16 protein-coding genes are annotated in these 19,120 nt (G+C 60.0%); 12 read left to right on the top strand and 4 right to left on the bottom strand.

What is annotated here, in order from left to right:
• Positions 1-54 precede the first annotated feature (54 nt).
• From tcyJ to LIX91_RS24890, 12 genes are all read left to right on the top strand, one after another.
• Positions 55-858 (top strand): cystine ABC transporter substrate-binding protein, encoded by an 804-nt coding sequence (gene tcyJ / locus LIX91_RS24835; protein WP_003414197.1) that lies wholly within the window; start codon positions 55-57, stop codon positions 856-858.
• Positions 855-1,523, top strand: coding sequence for a cystine ABC transporter permease (tcyL, locus tag LIX91_RS24840; RefSeq protein ID WP_003414196.1), 669 nt, complete (start codon positions 855-857; stop codon positions 1,521-1,523). The genes tcyJ and tcyL overlap by 4 nt, the downstream gene beginning before the upstream one ends.
• 3 nt (positions 1,524-1,526) lie before the next feature.
• A complete protein-coding gene (tcyN, locus tag LIX91_RS24845; RefSeq protein ID WP_004409156.1) occupies positions 1,527-2,270 on the top strand; it encodes an L-cystine ABC transporter ATP-binding protein TcyN in 744 nt (247 codons plus the stop codon).
• A gap of 579 nt (positions 2,271-2,849) precedes the next feature.
• On the top strand, positions 2,850-3,569 hold the full coding sequence (locus LIX91_RS24850) for a hypothetical protein (RefSeq protein WP_003414192.1): 720 nt from the start codon (positions 2,850-2,852) through the stop codon (positions 3,567-3,569).
• Between the two features lie 537 nt (positions 3,570-4,106).
• Entirely contained in the window at positions 4,107-5,279 is a 1,173-nt protein-coding gene (locus LIX91_RS24855) for an SfnB family sulfur acquisition oxidoreductase (RefSeq protein WP_226489362.1), read from the top strand.
• A 25-nt stretch (positions 5,280-5,304) separates the two neighbouring features.
• Entirely contained in the window at positions 5,305-6,510 is a 1,206-nt protein-coding gene (locus LIX91_RS24860; RefSeq protein ID WP_003414189.1) for an SfnB family sulfur acquisition oxidoreductase, read from the top strand.
• Entirely contained in the window at positions 6,510-7,868 is a 1,359-nt protein-coding gene (locus LIX91_RS24865) for an LLM class flavin-dependent oxidoreductase (protein WP_226489356.1), read from the top strand. The genes LIX91_RS24860 and LIX91_RS24865 overlap by 1 nt, the downstream gene beginning before the upstream one ends.
• 1,017 nt (positions 7,869-8,885) lie before the next feature.
• The gene (locus LIX91_RS24870; RefSeq protein ID WP_226489357.1) at positions 8,886-9,674 is read left to right on the top strand and encodes a MetQ/NlpA family ABC transporter substrate-binding protein; all 789 of its coding nucleotides are present in this window, start codon (positions 8,886-8,888) and stop codon (positions 9,672-9,674) included.
• Positions 9,671-10,801, top strand: coding sequence for a methionine ABC transporter ATP-binding protein (locus LIX91_RS24875; RefSeq protein ID WP_226489358.1), 1,131 nt, complete (start codon positions 9,671-9,673; stop codon positions 10,799-10,801). Before LIX91_RS24870 ends, LIX91_RS24875 begins: the two co-directional genes overlap by 4 nt.
• Positions 10,791-11,435: a methionine ABC transporter permease gene (locus tag LIX91_RS24880; RefSeq protein WP_103697148.1), complete on the top strand. Its 645-nt coding sequence runs from the start codon at positions 10,791-10,793 to the stop codon at positions 11,433-11,435. Before LIX91_RS24875 ends, LIX91_RS24880 begins: the two co-directional genes overlap by 11 nt.
• A gap of 56 nt (positions 11,436-11,491) precedes the next feature.
• Positions 11,492-12,118, top strand: a complete 627-nt coding sequence (locus LIX91_RS24885; RefSeq protein ID WP_003414182.1) for a class I SAM-dependent methyltransferase — start codon at positions 11,492-11,494, stop codon at positions 12,116-12,118.
• Between the two features lie 137 nt (positions 12,119-12,255).
• Positions 12,256-12,762 carry a hypothetical protein gene (locus LIX91_RS24890; protein WP_103697149.1) on the top strand — a complete coding sequence of 169 codons (507 nt, stop codon included), beginning with the start codon at positions 12,256-12,258 and terminating at the stop codon, positions 12,760-12,762.
• A 52-nt stretch (positions 12,763-12,814) separates the two neighbouring features.
• On the opposite strand, the gene LIX91_RS24895 is transcribed toward LIX91_RS24890, so the two are convergent.
• The 4 genes from LIX91_RS24895 to LIX91_RS24910 all read right to left on the bottom strand — a co-directional run.
• Complete coding sequence (locus tag LIX91_RS24895; RefSeq protein WP_226489359.1) at positions 12,815-15,916, bottom strand: efflux RND transporter permease subunit; 3,102 nt, start codon at positions 15,914-15,916, stop codon at positions 12,815-12,817.
• On the bottom strand, positions 15,913-16,998 hold the full coding sequence (locus LIX91_RS24900; RefSeq protein ID WP_226489360.1) for an efflux RND transporter periplasmic adaptor subunit: 1,086 nt from the start codon (positions 16,996-16,998) through the stop codon (positions 15,913-15,915). Before LIX91_RS24900 ends, LIX91_RS24895 begins: the two co-directional genes overlap by 4 nt.
• Positions 16,995-18,113, bottom strand: a complete 1,119-nt coding sequence (locus tag LIX91_RS24905) for an efflux RND transporter periplasmic adaptor subunit (protein ID WP_003414175.1) — start codon at positions 18,111-18,113, stop codon at positions 16,995-16,997. The genes LIX91_RS24900 and LIX91_RS24905 overlap by 4 nt, the downstream gene beginning before the upstream one ends.
• A gap of 243 nt (positions 18,114-18,356) precedes the next feature.
• Positions 18,357-19,120: RHS repeat-associated core domain-containing protein (locus LIX91_RS24910; protein ID WP_226489361.1), on the bottom strand; the 764-nt coding region annotated here is incomplete at its 5' end.

Genomic DNA, 19,120 nt, shown 5'->3' on the forward strand with positions numbered 1-19,120 from the left:
GCTTGAGTCGGGTCAGAAAATGGCCAGACACTTCCATACCAACAAGGGGCTCGCATGAACATTTCCGCTATTCGTCGTACGTTTCTTTTCTCGGCAATGGGCTTGATGCTCAGCGCCGGTATCGCCGGGCAAGCCATGGCTGGCGAGCAACTGCAGAAAATCAAGGACAGCGGTACCCTCAATGTCGGCCTGGAAGGCACTTACCCACCGTTCAGCTTTGTGGATGAGAGCGGCAAGCTCACCGGCTTCGAAGTCGAGTTTTCCGAAGCGCTGGCCAAGGAACTGGGTGTGAAGGCCAAGATCCAGCCGTCGAAATGGGATGGCATCCTGGCCGCTCTGGACTCCAAGCGTCTGGACGTGGTGATCAACCAGGTGACCATCTCCGACGAGCGCAAGAAGAAGTACGACTTCTCCGAACCCTACACCGTGTCCGGCATTCAGGCGCTGATTCTGAAGAGTAACGAAGACTCCATCAAGATCAAGACAGCCAACGACCTGACCGGCAAGAAGGTCGGCGTCGGCCTGGGCACCAACTACGAGGCATGGCTCAAGGCGAACGTTCCGGGTGCAATCGTCAAAACCTATGACGATGACCCGAGCAAGATCCAGGACCTGAGCGTAGGTCGTATCGACGCGATCCTCGTTGACCGTCTGGCCGCCCTGGAAATGGCTGCCAAAACAAAAAACAAACTCGTCCTGGCAGGCGACGCATTCTCCCGCCAGGAATCGGGCATTGCCCTGCGTAAAGGCGAGCCTGAATTGCTGGCGGCCATCGACAAGGCAATCGACAAGCTGCGTGCCGACGGTACGCTGAAGAAGCTGTCGGAAAAGTACTTCAACGCTGACGTCACCAAATGATTGAAGAGAGCCTTCAGCTCGCGCTGGACTCCGCGCCCTTCCTGCTCAAGGGCGCGTACTACACCGTCTTCCTCAGTATTGGCGGGATGTTTTTCGGTTTGCTGCTGGGCTTTGGCCTGGCATTGATGCGCCTGTCGCGCTTCAAGCTGGTGAACTGGATAGCACGCATCTACGTGTCGTTCTTTCGCGGCACGCCGTTGCTGGTGCAGCTGTTCGTGATTTATTACGGCCTGCCAGAGCTGGGTATCCAGCTCGAACCGCTGAGCGCCGCACTGATCGGTTTTTCCCTGAACATGGCCGCCTACGCCTGCGAAATCCTGCGCGCGGCCATCAGTTCGGTGGAGCGCGGCCAGTGGGAGGCAGCGGCCAGTATCGGCATGACCCGCTGGCAGACCATGCGCCGTGCAATCCTCCCGCAGGCCGCACGCACCGCATTGCCGCCACTGGGCAACAGCTTCATCTCGCTGGTCAAGGACACGGCGCTGGCAGCCACCATCCAGGTGCCGGAGCTGTTCCGTCAGGCGCAGTTGATCACCGCACGCACCTTCGAAATTTTCACCATGTACCTGGCCGCTGCACTGATCTACTGGATCCTTGCCACGGCGCTCTCGCACCTGCAAAACAAGCTGGAAGCCAGGGTCAACCGGCACGATCTGGAGACCTGACACATGATAGTGGTTGAAAAACTCACCAAGGCATTCAAGGGCAATGAGGTGCTCAAGGGCATCGATCTGCGTATCGAAGCCGGGGAAGTGGTGGCCATCATAGGGCCCAGCGGCTCGGGCAAGACCACCCTGCTGCGCTGCCTGAATCTGCTGGAAACGCCTGACAGCGGCAGGATCAAGGTCGGTGACATCGAGATTGATGGCACCCGTTCCATGAACCAGCAACAGGGGTTGATCCGCCAGTTGCGTCAGCAGGTCGGGTTCGTGTTTCAGAACTTCAATCTGTTTCCGCATCGCACCGCACTGGAAAACGTCATCGAAGGCCCGGTGGTGGTCAAGAAGGTTGCCCGCGAAGCCGCCGAGGCGCTGGGCAGAAAGCTGCTCGCCAAGGTCGGCCTGAGCGGCAAGGAAGACGCTTACCCGCGTCGCCTTTCCGGCGGGCAGCAGCAGCGCGTGGCGATTGCGCGGGCGCTGGCGATGGAGCCGCAAGTGATCCTGTTCGACGAGCCGACCTCGGCCCTGGACCCGGAGCTGGTCGGCGAGGTGCTGACCACCATCCGGGCTCTGGCTGAAGAGAACCGCACCATGGTCATCGTCACTCACGAGATGAGCTTTGCCCGGGACGTCGCCAACCGGGTGATCTTCATCGACAAGGGGGTGATCGTGGAGCAAGGCGAAGCCAAAGCGCTGTTCGCCAACCCGAAAGAAGAACGCACAAGGCAGTTTCTCGAGCGTACCCGCTCCTGATCAGGACGATCAGCCTGCGCAAAAAAGCAGCGTGCATTCCGTGGCGCTGCTTTTTTCTTACATTTCCGGAAGGATTAATCGTTCAATATCCTTGCTGAATTCCCGCGTAATTTTCCGAAAAATCATCGAAATAATAAAATTAGCGTCCGTCCGTTTTGCGCCTGGATTTGTAGCCGGCTGCGCCGCTGTGTGCCCGTCTTGCCAGACTTTCCCTTCCGTGCGTTGTCCTGTCGGTTACGGCCTGCTGCCATTGATACTTTGTGGTAGGACGGTTGTTTAGTGAGGAGTCAACGGTTCCAAACATACAGCGTAGGAAGTCTCCGGTTTTCAAGTAAACAATCCTCAAATGCACTTCGCACATTGACAAGTGCCCGCAAAGCCCATTAGCTCACTGACGTCGCTCATTCCAGTGAGACCGCAAAGTTTCAAGCACGCATTTCATACCGTTTGTAATGTTTGCCATAACTTGGATATTTAAGGTACTTATCCCCCTGCCTGAACCGCACATTTTATTACTTGAACATGACAACTTATGACGAATCTTTACTTGAACTATTGATTATCAGGAGCACCCCAGACATGAGTCAAAACACTTGCAAAGCCAGCCCTATGAGCTTGCCGATCCCTGCTGTTCCGCTGGCCAGCCGACATGGCATAGGCGTGAGGAACGCCTCTCAACTCGTCGTTCATGTGGACCCCTACGGCAGCATGGAGGAAGGCGATCTGATCGAACTGTTTTGGGACGGCTGTTACGTCGCGTCAACAATTTTGAAGGCGTCCGACGTCGGCAAGCCTGTCGTCCTACGTGTGCCGGAAAGCTTTCTGCAGAATGGCAAGGCGAGAACCTACTACCGGGTCATGAAGATAGGCGGAGTGCCCGTCACCTCGCCGTGCCGCAAGCTATGGGTCAAGCTCAACGCACCGGGAGGGCAACTGGTCAGCGCCAATACGGAAGAAAACCAGGGGCTGGCGCCACTCTATGTGGCGCCATCGGTCATACGCCACGGCCTGTCGCGCAGACACCTGGAAGGCGGCTTGCCGATGACCATCGAGCCTTATCTGAACATGGCTGTTCACGACGAGATCACCATACGTTGGGGCGATCTGCGCATGGACCTGCCGCCGCTCACCGCCGACGATATCGGTGAGCCGGTCGATTTGGTTGTACCGCCTGAGTTGATACGCGAAGGCGGAGATGAGCAACGGCTGGAAGTGAGTTACTGTGTGATCGACCGGGTGGGCAACAACTCGCTCTGGGCACCACCCCGTATAATAAGGATCCAACCGCTGGGACATTGAATGCCTGAGGACGGTAAGTCGAATACACCGCTTCGCTAACGATACTGTTTGATAGACAGCACCGCACGGATCACTCTAAAAACGAAGCGTTATTCATTCACGCTCATTACCTGTATTAAACATTGGCCAGGCGTGTAAGAAAGTTCAACGTCGCTCAGGCATTCGTCGTGTTTCATCCGTACTTGGTTCTGCGCGGGCGCCTAACATCCTGCGTGACGCAAGGTGAGTACACGAACGGGCAGTGGCAATTGACAATAACTGTCTATGCTTATTCCAAAAAGCACGTTTTAAAAACTTTTATACACGCTTAGGGTATATACACCGGACCACCGGACATCGTGATGTTTTCCAGCCGCACCAGATGCGGCCTACTGCTACGAGGTTCCGATGGTCCCTTTCACAACTACCCCTGTGGATAAACCCAGGGTCGTATCGATTGACGGTGAGCGACGCGAGTCTGATCCGGCGCCGGTAACGCCCCACAGCGTCGAGGCTCCACAAGAGCCTGACGTTGCACCCCGCCTGCTGAAGGCCACCGTGTTGCAAAACGACGCGCAAGCCATTGCAGCAGCCCACGACCTGGCAGCGGCCGCGCAGGTCAATGCCGCCAATCGCGACAGACAACGCGCCTTGCCATGGGCTGAAATCGAGCAGTTCACCCGTAGCGGACTGGGCAGTATTTCCATCCCGCGCGCGTACGGCGGCCCGCAAGTGTCGTTCGCCACGGTGGCCGAAGTCTTCCGGATCATTTCTGCTGCCGACCCGGCACTGGGACAAATTCCGCAAAACCAGTTCGGCATTCTGCACCTGCTGCAGGGCAGCGCCACCGAGCAGCAGAAGAAAACGCTGTTCCAGAGCGTGCTGGACGGTTGGCGCATCGGCAACGCAGGCCCTGAGCGTGGCACCAAAAACACCCTGGAACTCAAGGCACGGATCACCGCCAATGGCGACCGCCTGAGCATCAGCGGACAGAAGTTCTATTCCACTGGTGCGCTGTTCGCGCACTGGGTTGCGGTCAAGGCGCTGGATGACCAGGGGCGGCAGATCATGGCCTTCGTCCAGCGTGGCACACCGGGTCTGCGCATCGTTGATGACTGGTCGGGCTTTGGTCAGCGCACTACCGCCAGCGGCACAGTGCTGCTCGACAACGTGCCGGTGGACGCCGGACTGGTGGTCGATAACTGGCGCCTGTCACTGACGCCGAACATTCAGGGCGCGGTTTCGCAGCTGATCCAGGCCGCGATCGACGCGGGTATCGCGCGCGGCGCCATCGACGACGCGATTGCCTTTGTACGCGAGAAATCCCGTCCGTGGATCGACGCCAACGTCGAGCGCGCCAGCGATGACCTCTACGTGATCGCCGACATCGGCAAGCTGAAACTCGAACTGCACGCGGCAGAAGCGCTGCTGCGCAAGGCGGGCCAGGAGCTCGACGAGATCAGCGCTGCGCCTATCGATGAGCACTCGGCAGCCCGCGCCTCCATCGCGGTGGCGCGAGCCAAGGTACTGACCACCGAGATCTCGCTGCTGGCCAGCGAGAAGCTGTTCGAACTGGCCGGCAGCCGCGCGACCCTGGCCGAGTTCAATCTCGATCGCCACTGGCGCAACGCACGCGTCCACACCCTGCATGACCCGGTGCGCTGGAAATACCACGCGGTCGGCACCTGGCATTTGAACAGCACCCTGCCTGCTCGCCATTCCTGGATCTGAACCAGACCACTGGAGAACACCCTTCATGAGTTTCAACCCAAAAGCGCGCGTTAACGCAGCGCTGATCACCAGTGACGCTCAGGCCCTGCACACAGCCCGCGAACTGGCCCTGCAATTGAAAACCGACAGCGCGCAACGCGATCGCGAGCGCCGTTTGCCGCATGCCGAACTCGACCTGTTCAGCCAGTCCGGTCTGTGGGGCATCAGTGTGCCGCAAGCCTTCGGCGGCGCAGGTGTTTCCAATGTCACGCTGGCCAAGGTGATCCAGCTGATTTCCGAAGCCGATGGCTCGCTGGGCCAGATTCCACAAAACCACTTTTACGCCCTGGAAGTGCTGCGTGTGAACGGCAGTCCGCAACAACAGGCGCGCTTGTACGCCGAGGCACTGGCGGGCGTACGCTTCGGCAATGCGCTGGCCGAACTGGGGACCAGAACCGCACATGACCGCACCACTCGCCTGAGCCGCGACGGGGACGGTTATCGCATCAACGGCCGCAAGTTCTACGCCACCGGCGCGCTGTACGCGCAACGTATTCCCACCTCGGTCGTTGACGACGAGGGTGTGCAGCAATTGGTGTTCGTGGCGCATGACAGCGAGGGGCTGAGCGTCATCGACGACTGGAGCGGTTTCGGGCAGCGCACCACCGGCAGCGGCTCGGTGGTATTCGACAATGTGTATGTCAGCGCCCGCGATGTCGTGCCGTTCCAGAGCGCCTTCCAGCGCCCTACCACGGTCGGGCCGCTGGCGCAGATTCTCCACGCGGCGATCGATACCGGCATTGCCCGTGCTGCCTTCGAGGACGCCCTGACGTTCGTGCGGACGCGTACCCGGCCGTGGATCGATTCGGGCATCGAAAAGGCTGTGGACGACCCGCTGACGCTGCACAGCTTCGGCAGGTTGGGTATTCGCCTGCATGCCGCCGAAGCACTGCTTGAGCGCGCTGGTGAATTTCTGGATGTCGCTCAGGCCGACAGCAATGCCGATACTGTCGCCGCCGCGTCGATCGCCGTGGCCGAAGCACGCGCCATCAGCACGGAGATTTCCCTGGCAGCCGGCAGCACGCTGTTCGAACTGGCGGGCAGTCAATCCACGCTGGCGGAACACGGCCTGGATCGCCACTGGCGCAATGCGCGCGTTCATACGCTGCACGACCCGGTACGCTGGAAGTTTCACGCCATCGGCAATTACTACCTCAACGACACTCATCCGCCCCTGCGGGGGACGATCTGATGGCGCGTAAGAAAATCCTCCTCAACGCGTTCAACATGAACTGCATCGGCCATATCAACCATGGCCTGTGGACCCATCCACGGGACACCTCGACGCAATTCAACAGCCTGGAATACTGGACTGAGCTGGCGAAACTGCTGGAACGCGGACTGTTCGACGGCCTGTTCATCGCCGACATCGTGGGCGTGTATGACGTCTATCAGAACTCGGTGGACGTCACTCTCAAGGAGGCGATCCAGTTGCCGGTCAACGATCCGCTGCTGCTGGTCTCGGCCATGGCCGGGGTCACCCAACATCTGGGCTTCGGCCTGACCGCCAACCTGACCTACGACGCGCCCTACCTGTTCGCCAGGCGCATGTCGACGCTGGATCACCTGAGCCGTGGCCGGGTGGGCTGGAACATCGTCACCGGCTACCTCGACAGCGCGGCGCGGGCCATGGGCCTCAGAGAGCAGAACGAACATGACCGCCGTTACGATCAGGCCGACGAGTACCTGGAGGTGCTGTACAAGCTCTGGGAAGGCAGCTGGGAAGACGATGCCGTGATCAACGACCGCGAGCAGCGCGTCTACGCCCAGCCGGGCAAGGTGCACAAGGTTCGGCACCAGGGCGAGTTCTATCAGGTCGAGGGTTATCACCTCTGCGAACCGTCGCCGCAACGCACGCCGGTGCTGTTTCAGGCCGGCAGTTCGGAGCGCGGTCTGCAGTTTGCCGGACAGAACGCCGAGTGCGTGTTCATCAGCGGGCAGAACAAGGCAGCGACCCGCGAGCAGGTCGACAAGGTGCGCGCCAGTGCCGTGCAGGCCGGGCGCAATCCGGAGGACATCAAGGTGTTCATGGGCCTGAACGTGATCGTCGCGGCCACCGAAGCACTGGCTCGGGAGAAGCACGCCGAATACCGCCGCCATGCCAGCGCCGAAGCCGGCGTGGCGCACTTCGCTGCGTCTACAGGCATCGATTTTTCCCGGTACGAACTGGACGAGCCCATTCAGTACGTGAAGAACAACGCCATTCAGTCCGCGACCAAAAACCTGAAAAACAACGACTGGACGCGCCAGAAACTGCTCGACCAGCACGCCTTGGGCGGCCGTTACATCACCCTGATCGGCTCGCCCGAACAGGTCGCCGACGAACTGGAGTCCTGGATCGACGAAACCGGCCTGGACGGCTTCAACCTGACCCGCATAGTCACCCCGGAAAGTTACGAGGACTTCATTGGCCTGGTGATTCCGGAACTGCAAAGCCGCGGGTCATACAAAACCGCTTACGAAGACGGCACCTTGCGCAAAAAACTGTTTCCGCAAGGCACCGACCGTTTACCGCAACGGCATGCGGGGGCGGCACACCGACATATTTGATGAAGACATGCGCCCCCACGCTGAAGCGCTTGGCGTTGTACGCAGGCTTTGTGGGAGCGAGCTTGCTCGCGAAAGCGATTGTCCAGACGCCCTGTTTTCTGTGTCTGCACTGGCCTATTCGCGAGCAAGCTCGCTCCCACAGGACCGATGTGCTGCCGAGGACGGCACACCGCCGTAGTTGATGACGACATGCGCCCCCACGCTGAAGCGCTTGGCGTTGTACGCAGGCTTTGCGGGAGCGAGCTTGCTCGCGAAAGCGATTGTCCAGACGCCCTGTTTTTTGTATCTGCACTGGCCTATTCGCGAGCAAGCTCGCTCCCACAGGACCGATGTGCTGCCGGAGGCGGCACACCGACATATTTGATGAAGACATGCGCCCCAACGCTGAAGCGCTTGGCGTTGTACACAAGTCTTGTGGGAGCGAGCTTGCTCGCGAAAGCGATTGTCAAGACGCCCTGTTTTTTGTGTCTGCACTGGCCTATTCGCGAGCGAGCTCGCTCCCACAGGACCGATGTGCTGCCGGAGGCGGCACACCGACATATTTGATGACGACATGCGCCCCCACGCTGAAGCGCTTGGCGTTGTACACAAATCTTGTGGGAGCGAGCTTGCTCGCGAAAGCGACTGTCCAGACGCCCTGTTTTTTGTGTCTGCACTGGCCTCTTCGCGAGCAAGCTCGCTCCCACAGGACCGATGTGCTGCCGGGGACGGCACGCCGCCGTAGTTGATGACGACATGCGCCCCCACGCTGAAGCGCTTGGCGTTGTACACAAATCTTGTGGGAGCGAGCTTGCTCGCGAAAGCGATTGTCCAGACGCCCTGTTTTTTGTGTCTGCACTGGCCTCTTCGCGAGCAAGCTCCCACAGGACCGATGCGCTACCGGGGACGGCACGCCGCCGTAGTTGATGACGACATGCGCCCCCACGCTGAAGCGCTTGGCGTTGTACACAGGTCTTGTGGGAGCAATAAGCACAAGGCGTGGGGACGAGACTTAGGGATTTTTAAAAGGACCGCATCATGAGCAAAACCCTCGCTGCACTGGCCCTCGGCCTGTTGACCCTGACCGCTTACGCTGACGATAAACCCCTGAAAGTCGGGACCACGGCAGCCTTCGCCATACCGCTCGAAGCCGCTGTCGAAGAGGCCGGCAAGCAGGGCCTGAAGGTCGAGCTGGTCGAGTTCACCGACTGGATCGCGCCCAACGTCAGCCTCGCTGCCGGCGATATCGACGTGAACTACTTTCAGCACATCCCGTTCCTGACCAACGCCAACGACGCCGCCGGCTTCGGCCTGGTGCCTTACGCACCGGGGATCATCAACAACGTAGGCCTGTACTCGAAAAAGTACAAAAGCTTCGATGATCTGCCGACCGGCGCCACAGTGGCCATCGCCAATGACCCGATCAATAGCGGACGCGGCCTGCAACTGCTGGCCAAGGCAGGGCTGATCACGCTCAAGGAAGGTGTTGGTTACAAGGCCACCGAAGAAGACATCACGGCCAACCCGAAAAAACTCAAGCTCATCCAGGTCGAAGCCGTGCAACTGGTGCGAGCCTACGACGATGCCGATCTGGTGCAGGGCTACCCCGCCTACATCCGTCTGGCCAAGACCTTTCCCGCTGACTCGGCGATCCTGTTCGACGGCATGGACCACCCAGAATACGTGATTCAGTTCGTGATCAAGCCTGATCACAAGGATGACCCGCGGCTGGCGAAATTCGTCGACATTTACCAGCACTCACCGGTCGTCCGCGCCTCACTGGACAAGGTCAACGGCAAGCTTTACCAGGCCGGGTGGAAAGAATGACTGCGACCGCGCAACGCCAACGGCCACTCGACACAGCAGGCGCAGGTCAACGTGCACAGCAGGCCGAGCTGCATCCGGAGCTGAATCGCGCGCATGTGCGCTTCATCAACCTGGGCAAGACCTATCACGGCAAGCAAGGCCCGGTGGAGGCGCTGGGCAATATCGACCTGGCCGTCCAGCGCGGCGAGATCTTCGGCATCATCGGCCGCAGCGGCGCAGGCAAATCCTCGTTGATCCGCACCATCAACCGCCTTGAACAACCGAGCAGCGGTCGCGTACTGATCGATCAGGTGGACATCGGCGAGTTCGACGAAAACAAGCTGGTGGAGCTGCGCCGACGCATCGGCATGATCTTCCAGCACTTCAACCTGATGTCGGCCAAGACGGTCTGGCAGAACGTCGAACTGCCGCTCAAGGTCGCCGGCGTGCCCAAGGCGCAACGCGCGCGCAAGGTCGCCCAGTTGCTGGAACTGGTGGGTTTGCAGGACAAGCACAAGGCGTACCCCGCGCAACTGTCCGGCGGGCAGAAACAGCGTGTCGGCGTCGCCCGCGCGCTGGTGCACGACCCGGCGATACTGTTGTGCGACGAAGCCACTTCGGCGCTGGACCCGGAAACCACCCAGTCGATCCTCGGCCTGCTGCGCGAGATCAACCAGCGCCTGGGCCTGACCATCGTGCTGATCACCCATGAAATGGCGGTGATCCGTGATATCTGCCACCGCGTCGTGGTGCTGGAACAGGGGCGAATCGTCGAGCAGGGGCCGGTATGGCAGGTGTTTGGCGACCCGCAGCACGAGGTCAGCAAAACCTTGCTGGCGCCCCTGCAAACCGGGCTGCCGAAAGAGTGGGCCGAGCGCCTGAGCGATCAGCCGCAACGACCCGATGCGGCCCTGCTGCTGGACGTGCATTTTACCGGTGTCAGTGACGAAGGGCCGGATCTGGCCGCGCTGTTTGCCGCGCTGGGCGGCAAGGTGCAATTGCTGCAGGGCGGCGTCGAGCGGATTCAGGAGCGCGCCATCGGGCATCTCATTCTGTCGGTTGCCGGCTCGCCGCACAGCCGGGACGAGCTACTGGCACGCGCCCGCACACTGGCGCCACGCGCGGAGGTATTGGGTTATGTGGGTTGATCGCTTGCTGCAAGGCACTCTCGACACGTTCCTGATGGTCGGTGTGTCGTCATTGATCGCACTGCTGCTGGGCATCCCGCTGGCAGTGATTCTGGTGACCAGTTCCAAAGGCGGCATCTACGCAGCGCCGGGGATCAACCGCGTGCTGGGCGGCTTCGTGAACCTGTTTCGCTCGATTCCGTTCCTGATCCTGATGGTCGCACTGATTCCGTTCACGCGGATGATCGTCGGCACCACCTATGGCGTATGGGCAGCCGTTGTGCCGCTGACCGTTGCCGCCACGCCGTTCTTTGCGCGGATCGCCGAAGTGAGCCTGCGCGAGGTCGATCATGGTTTGGTCGAGGCCGCGCAGGCGATGGGCTGTCGGCGCTGGCACATCATCTGGCATGTGCTGCTGCCGGAAGCGCGCCCCGGTATCGTCGGTGGCTTCACCATTACCCTGGTGACCATGATCAACTCATCGGCCATGGCCGGTGCCATCGGTGCAGGCGGATTGGGCGATATTGCCTATCGCTATGGCTATCAACGCTTCGACACGCAGGTGATGCTGACAGTGATCGTCTTGCTGGTTGCGGTCGTCGCGCTGGTGCAACTGGGCGGCGACCGATTGGCACGCAGCTTCGACAGGCGCTAAGCAGCCGCAACGCAGCGAGGGTATATTGGCGGTCTTCCTTTACCGGACCGCCCTTGATGAAACTCGACCCACAAACCCTTGCGCAGATCACCGCCGCGACCCTCGGCAATTACAACAGCGTGGCCGACGACTTCCGCGAAGGCACCCGCGACCACGACGTCAGCCAGAATATCGACGCCCTGCTGCGGCATATCGAAGGGCCGGCACCCTGGCAGATTCTCGACTTTGGCTGCGGGCCGGGCCGCGACCTGAAAACGTTTACCGCGATGGGCCATGTGGCGGTCGGGCTCGACGGCTCCGAACGTTTCGCCGAGATGGCTCGCGCCGAGACCGGTTGCGAAGTGCTGCAGCAAAACTTCCTCGAACTCGACCTGCCGCACGGCCGCTTCGACGGCGTTTTCGCCAACGCAGTGTTGTTCCACATCCCCAAACAGGAGCTGCCACGCGTCCTGCGCCAACTGCATGCCACGCTCAAGCCGGGCGGCGTGCTGTTCAGCTCCAACCCGCGCGGTGAGAATCAGGAAGGCTGGAACGGCGAGCGTTACGGCGCTTATCACGACCTGGAATCATGGCGCGAATTGCTGACCGAAGCAGGCTTTGTCGAACTGGAACATTACTACCGCCCCGCCGGATTGCCGAGAGAGCAGCAACCGTGGCTGGCGAGTGTCTGGCGGCGGCAGTGATGTGCGGCGCTGTGCAGTCGGTGTGCTGTCAGTTCTGACAGTATCGGCCAACACTCACGCGCCTTAGGATGGACTTGCGGCCGTCTGCGCAGACGGCTGGCAAGGGAATCCATTTGAACCGATCAAAGGAACTGATCATGGCGACCGAATTCTTGAAAAACGGCAACTTCAGCGACGGTCTCAAGTACTGGGCAGCACCTGAGGGCTTTGATCCAGACTTCAAGCCTTGGCCCGCAGGCGATGGGCAGAGCATCAAACTGGATGCTACTGAAGTGACCGTAAGCCAATTTATCAATGAGCTGCCTGACTCTACCCTGCGTATCGAGTTCGATGTACATAGAGCAGACATGAAAATAGACGAGGCGCTCTTTGTCATAGCCGTGGGAGGTTACAACAAAGAGGGCGCGCTGAATCTGACACCGATCATTGGCCTCGCCACTGAGGAGTGGGAACATTTTTCAGGCGAGATTACGTTCGAAGAAGCGCTTGAAAAATGCTTCGTGAATCTATCGGCGCCTTCGAACACGTTCCGCTTCTCGCTCTCAAACTCAAACTCAAGGCTGGCTTCACAGTTCGGCCCTGTACGGTTCGCCAACCTCAGCCTGTCCACGATCGACGCCAAAGACGCAGACCAGACCGACTGATTGCCGTGTCAGCAGCCCTGCCCCGAATCACAGGCGGCAGGGCACGCCGACCTCAATGCGCCGGCTGCGCGTGCTCGCCGTCATCCTTGTCAGCCGCTTCGCGACGCTGTTCGTCGGTCGGTTCCTTGATGCGATACCAGGCCACGTACAACGCGGGCAGGAACAGCAAGGTCAGCAGCGTGGCGATGATGATGCCGCCGATCATGGCGTAGGCCATCGGCCCCCAGAACACCTCACGGGCGATTGGAATCATGCCCAGGCTGGCCGCGGCCGCCGTCAACAGGATCGGACGACGGCGATGCTCGGTGGCTTCGACCACGGCGTCCCACGGCAGATAACCGCTTTTTTCATAGGCATCGATCTGGGTCACCAGAATCACCGAGTTGCGGATGATGATGCCGATCAGCGCCAGCACCCCGAGAATCGCCACGAACCCCAAGGGCGTCCCCGTCGGGATCAGCGCCAGCACCACACCGATAAGCCCCAGAGGCGCGACACTGGCCACCAGAAACATCTTCTGAATGCTGTGCAACTGAATCATCAGGAACGTCGCCATGAGGAACAGCATCAGCGGCGCAACGCTGGCAATCGGCCCCTGTGCCTTGCTGCTTTCTTCGACCGTACCGCCGGTTGCAACCTTGTAGCCGACCGGCAGACCTGCGGCGAACTTGTCGATTTCCGGTTGCAGTTGCTTGACCAGATCAGTCGGCTGAATCGCGTCGCGGACGGCGCCTTTCACCGTGATGGTCGGCTTGCGATCGCGGCGCCAGACCAATGGCTGCTCCAGCTCGTAACCGACCGTGGCAAACGCCAGCAGCGGGATCGAGGTGCCGGTCGGTGTCACGATTTGCAGGTTCTGCAGGGTTTCCGGTGTACCGCGCTCGGCATCTTCGGCACGCCCGATCACATTGATCAGATAGATATCATCGCGCACCTGGGTCACGGTAGAACCGCTGACCACGCTGTTCATCAGCTTGGCGACGTCTTCCGACGACAGGCCCAACTGCCGGGCCTTGTCCTGGTTGATGTCGATGCGCAGGACCTTGCCCGGCTCGTTCCAGTCGTAGATCACTTCGCCCACATGCGGGTTGTGATCGAGCAGCGTGGCCAGCTCGATGGCGTGCTGGCGCACCTTGTCGATGTTCTCGCCGCTGACGCGATACTGCAACGGACGCCCCACCGGCGGGCCCATTTCCAGCGCCTGCACATACGATCCGATGCCGACGAAGTCGTCACGCAGGCGCTTTTGCAGACGGGCAGTCAACGCGCCACGCTCTTCCAGGCCTTTGCTGACAATGACCAGCTGGGCGTAGAACGGATTTTCCAGCTGCTGATCGAGCGGCAGATAGAAACGCAACGCGCCCTGGCCGATGTAGGTGCTCCAGCGCTCGATGTCCGGATCGTCCTTGAGGCTCGCTTCAAAACGATCCACCACCTTGCGCGTCTCGTTGATCGAGGCGTTCTGCGGCAGGTTCAGGTCGACCAGAATTTCCGGGCGGTCCGAAGACGGGAAGAACTGGTTCTGCACGAACTGCATGGAGAACAGCGACGCGGCGAACAACCCGACCGTGATGGCAATCGCCAGCCAGCGATGACGCATGGCCCAGAGCATGCTGCCGTTGAATGCCCTACCTATGCGACCCGGCTCTTCGGATTTGGGCTTGATGTTGGCGCTCAGAATATGCACGCCGATCACCGGCGCAAAAAGAACGGCAACCACCCACGACACCAGCATCGCCACGGCAATGACCGCAAACAGCGTGAAGGTGTATTCCCCCGCCGAGCTGTTGTTCAGACCGATCGGCACAAAGCCGGCCACGGTCACCAGCGTACCGGTGAGCATCGGGAACGCTGTCGAGGTGTAGGCGTACGTCGCGGCCTGCTCCTTGGACTCGCCCATTTCCAGCCGTGTGACCATCATTTCCACGGTAATCATGGCGTCATCCACCAGCAGGCCGAGGGCGATGATCAGCGCGCCGAGGGAAATCCGTTGCATGGTGATGCCGCTGTATTCCATGAACACAAACACCATCGCCAGTACCAGCGGAATCGAACACGCAACCACCAGCCCTGCGCGAAACCCAAGACTGACGAAGCTGACCAACAGCACGATAATTACCGCCTCGAACAACGCGCTGGTGAAGCCGCCCACGGCCTTGTTCACCACCTCGGCCTGATCCGATACCTTGTGCACGCCAATGCCGACTGGCAGCTCCGCCGTCGTAGCATCCATCTGTGCATGCAGCGCCTTGCCGAACGACTGGATGTTGCCGCCCTTCTGCATCGCGATGGCCAGGCCGATCGCCGGTTTGCCATCGAAGCGGAACAGCGGCTTGGGCGGATCGGTGTAGCCACGGGTGATGTCAGCAATGTCGCTCAGACGGTAAAAACGGTCATTGATGCGCAGATTGACTGCAGCCAGGTCCTTCTCGGAAGCGAACTGCCCGGAGGTGCGTACCGAGATCCGCTCCGGCCCGGCTTCGATCACCCCGGCAGGCGTCACCGCGTTCTGCGATTGCAGGCTTTGCACCACCTGGCTCTGGTCGATGCCCAGTGCCGCGAGTTTGCGTGTCGAGAAGTTCAGGTACACCACTTCGTCCTGCTGACCGATCATCTCGACCTTGCCCAGGCCGGGCACGTCGCGGATGTCGGCGCGAACCTTCTCTACGTAGTCCCGCAACTGGCGCATCGAGAAACCGTCTGCGGTAAACGCATAGATCGAACCGTACACATCGCCGAACTCGTCGTTGAACGACGGGCCTTGCAGCCCCTGCGGAAACTGCCCACGTATGTCATCGACTTTCTTGCGCACCTGATACCAGATTTCCGGTATCGCCTTGGCATTGGTCGTATCACGCAAGTACACGAAAACCGTGGACTCGCCCGGTCGGGTATAGCTCTTCACGTAGTCCAGCGAGTCCAGTTCTTCGAGCTTCTTCTCGATGCGGTCGGTGACCTGCTCGAGGGTCTCGTCCACCGTCGCGCCCGGCCAGCGGGTCTGGATAATCATGGTCTTGATGGTGAAGGACGGGTCTTCCTCGCGCCCAAGCTTCATGTAGGAAAACACGCCCATCAACAGCGCGACGAACATCAGGTACCAGACGAACGACTGATGCTTGATGGCCCACTCGGATAAATTGAAATTCCCTTTCATCGCGGGCTTTCCTCATCGACTTTGACTTTCTGGCCCGGCTTGAGGCTGTTGACGCCCGCGCTCACCACTTTTTCACCCGCTTTGACGCCATCGCTCAGCACGAAGGAGTCGCTGTCACGGCTGGCAATCGTCACCGCTCTGGGGTTCACCGTCTGGCTCTGCGAGTCGACGATCCAGACCTGGTGTTTGCCATCGACTTCCTGCAGGGCATTGATCGGCAGACGCATGCGCGGCGTGATGGTCGAGCTGAGCGTCACGCTGATCGCCGTGCCCAGGCGGAACGCCGCTGGCGTTTGCGCCAGCGACAGACGCGCACGGCGCGTACGTGTCGTGCGGTCGGCCTGGGGTTCGATTTCGCGAATGGTGGCAGTGGTGTTCACTTCCGGATTCAGCTGACTGGCGACGGTGAAGACCACGTCGGACGGTAACTGATCGGCCAGTGTATCGGGCAGGTCGATCACCGCTTCCTTGATGTCCGGCCGCGCCAGGGTCACGACTTCCTGACCGGCTGTCACCACCTGTCCGGCTTCGACTTTCCACTCGGTAACCACCGCATCGTGATCACTGCGCAGCTCGCTGTAACTCAATTGGTCGCGGGCCTGTTGAGCCGCGGCTTTGGCCTGTTCCTGCGACGAGCTGGCGGTCTTCAGGTCGGTCAGGGCGATGTCCAGTTGCGCCTGGGCACCGACGCCGCGATCGAACAGCTCCTGCTGACGGCGAGCATTGGCCTGGGCGTTGATGTATTGCGCCTGAACATTGGCCAGGTCGCCCTGCCGGGCACGCACGGCGTTCTGCTGATCGGTCGGATCGAGGGTTGCGAGCAAATCGCCTCTCCTGACTTCAGCGCCGACGTCAACGTCGCGCCGGGCGATGCGCCCCGCGACACGAAAGCCCAGCACACTCTGATAACGCGCCTGGATATTGCCGGCAAAGCGCCCGAAATCCTGATTCGACTCAGGCTTTGCTTCGACGAACACCACGGGACGCACCGGCTCGGGAGGTGTTTCATCCTTGCCACAGCCGCTCAATAAAACGCCGCTCAACAGCAGGCTGCCCAGCAACAGGCATGACGGACGCTTCATGGCTGCACCTGTGCATTCTGCTGTTTGGGCTGTTCGGCAATTTCGACCTGCATGTCCGGGTGTAACAACTGTCCGCCTGCCACCACGACTCTCTCTCCACTCTTGAGCCCGTCGCCAATGATGACTTTGGCGGTCAGGTAACGGGTGACGGTGACCTTGCGCAGATTGACCTTGCCCTGTTCATCCACCACCCACACGGCAGGCTTGCCCAACTGTTCGCCAAGGTCCTTGGTCAGCGCCGCCCATGGCAACTCGACACTGGCATTGGCCGGTGCGCTCAGCGCCACGCTGACCACCGAGCCCAGGTCCATGCCTTCAGGCAGCGGGTCCAGCGCGATCTTGACCTGCAAGGTGCCGGTTTGCGCCGACACCGCCGGGGTCACTTCGCGCACCTTGCCGCTGACCTTGATGTTCGGGTTATCGAGCAACGTAACCTGCACCGGTTGATCGGTTGGCGGCTGAACGAACAGGGACTCGTAGACATTGAACACCGCATCGCGATCACCGTCGCGCGCCAGATCGAAAATCGGCATGGTGGCCTGCACCACTTGCCCGACCTCAGCCTGACGCGCAGTGATCACACCCGGTGCGTCAGCGACCAGTGCGGTATAACCCAGTTGTTCACGGGCGTTGGCCAATTGCGCCTGCGCCGCCTTCAACGAACTTTCACTGCCGCGCAACGCCGCTTGTGCAGAGTCATATTCGCTGCGGCTGGTATAGCCCTTGGGCAACAGTTTTTGTTGTCGGACGAAAGCCGCGCTGGCCTGATTCACGCGGGCCTGCTCGGCAGCCACAGCAGCAGCGGCCGAGTCGACATTGACCTGCAGATCCTTGGGGTCGAGCCGCGCCAGCACCTGCCGGGCAGTGACCCGATCGCCTACATCGACATTGCGCTGAATGATCTTGCCATTGACCCGGAATGAAAGACGGGTCTGCACCCGCGCCTGAACATCACCGGTGAGGGCGACACTGGCGGCGAAGTCGGCACTTTTTACCGTCTGCACATAAACCCTGGGCAGTTCGGGCGCCGCCGGTTTTTCCTCGCCACAACCGGCCAGCGCCGCCAATGCAGCGGCCAGACCGAACGTAACCAGTCTTGAAATACGAACGGGCATGCAGACTCCTTGTGCAACTGCCGGATGCGGGCGTGATCAGGGCGAGAGAATAGCGTGAGTATGCGACTGTGTGCGAGAGGGAGGGTTCATTAACGGGGCAGAAAGTGGGTGGGCACGAAAGACCTTCAAATGAATGATTGGCCCAAAGGGACTCAGCGCATTTTAATTGAGCTTTGCTGGTACGAATTTCGGCAGATAGATTGCTTTTGAGCGCCACTGCCGAAATCGGACGTAGCGTATCGATTAATACACCAATTCATCGCCCGCGCGTATGGAATATGATGGCTCTTCAGCTATCGTTGGCATCTTGTGGACTCCAGAAAAATAATCTTGGGGAACAGGCCTTTTTATATCTCGGTATCTAGGATAGCCCGTTCTACGAATAGTAGACGACTGTGCCGGCGCGACGCTTAATGGTGATGAATTTGCTTGTGGCAATATAAAGGATGTAGTCTGCAACCCGGCAGAGGATTGCGCAGGGCGTTGAGTTGGCAGTGTTCTCGCGAAGCTAATTTTCGGGCCGCGAGCCCGGCCACGAGCAAATGCAGATTTTGCGGACATTGCACCAGAGGCCAATGAAAAGGCGCCCAGACCAACAGCCACCCAACCCAGTTCCGAGCCACCCTCTACATCGTAATAGTCCGTAAGCACAGATACTGTAGCCGCAGCAGAAGCACCAAATGAGGCAAGGGCAGTCACCCCAAATGCTTTTACGCTAAGAACTTTAGGAAAAGCATAAGTGCCTAATGCAACACCCACCACAGCCATGGCCAAGCTTGCATAAAAATCCCAAGATTCATGTCCTGTAGCGTCTGTGCGATTAACCGGATCGCCAAGGCAATACGCATATACATTCAACCCCCCCTTACCAAACGGACTCATACTGTCCGGGCTGTTGAAGCGCATCAATACCGGGTTGTAGGCGCGATAACCGTTGCCGAGCAGGTAATGGCCGGTCAGCGGGTCAGGCTGCTCGCCGTTGAAACAGGGTAGTTCTGCAATCGTCT

It is taken from the genome of Pseudomonas sp. B20 (assembly GCF_020515755.1).
In the GTDB taxonomy this organism is placed as follows: Bacteria; Pseudomonadota; Gammaproteobacteria; order Pseudomonadales; family Pseudomonadaceae; genus Aquipseudomonas; species Aquipseudomonas syringae.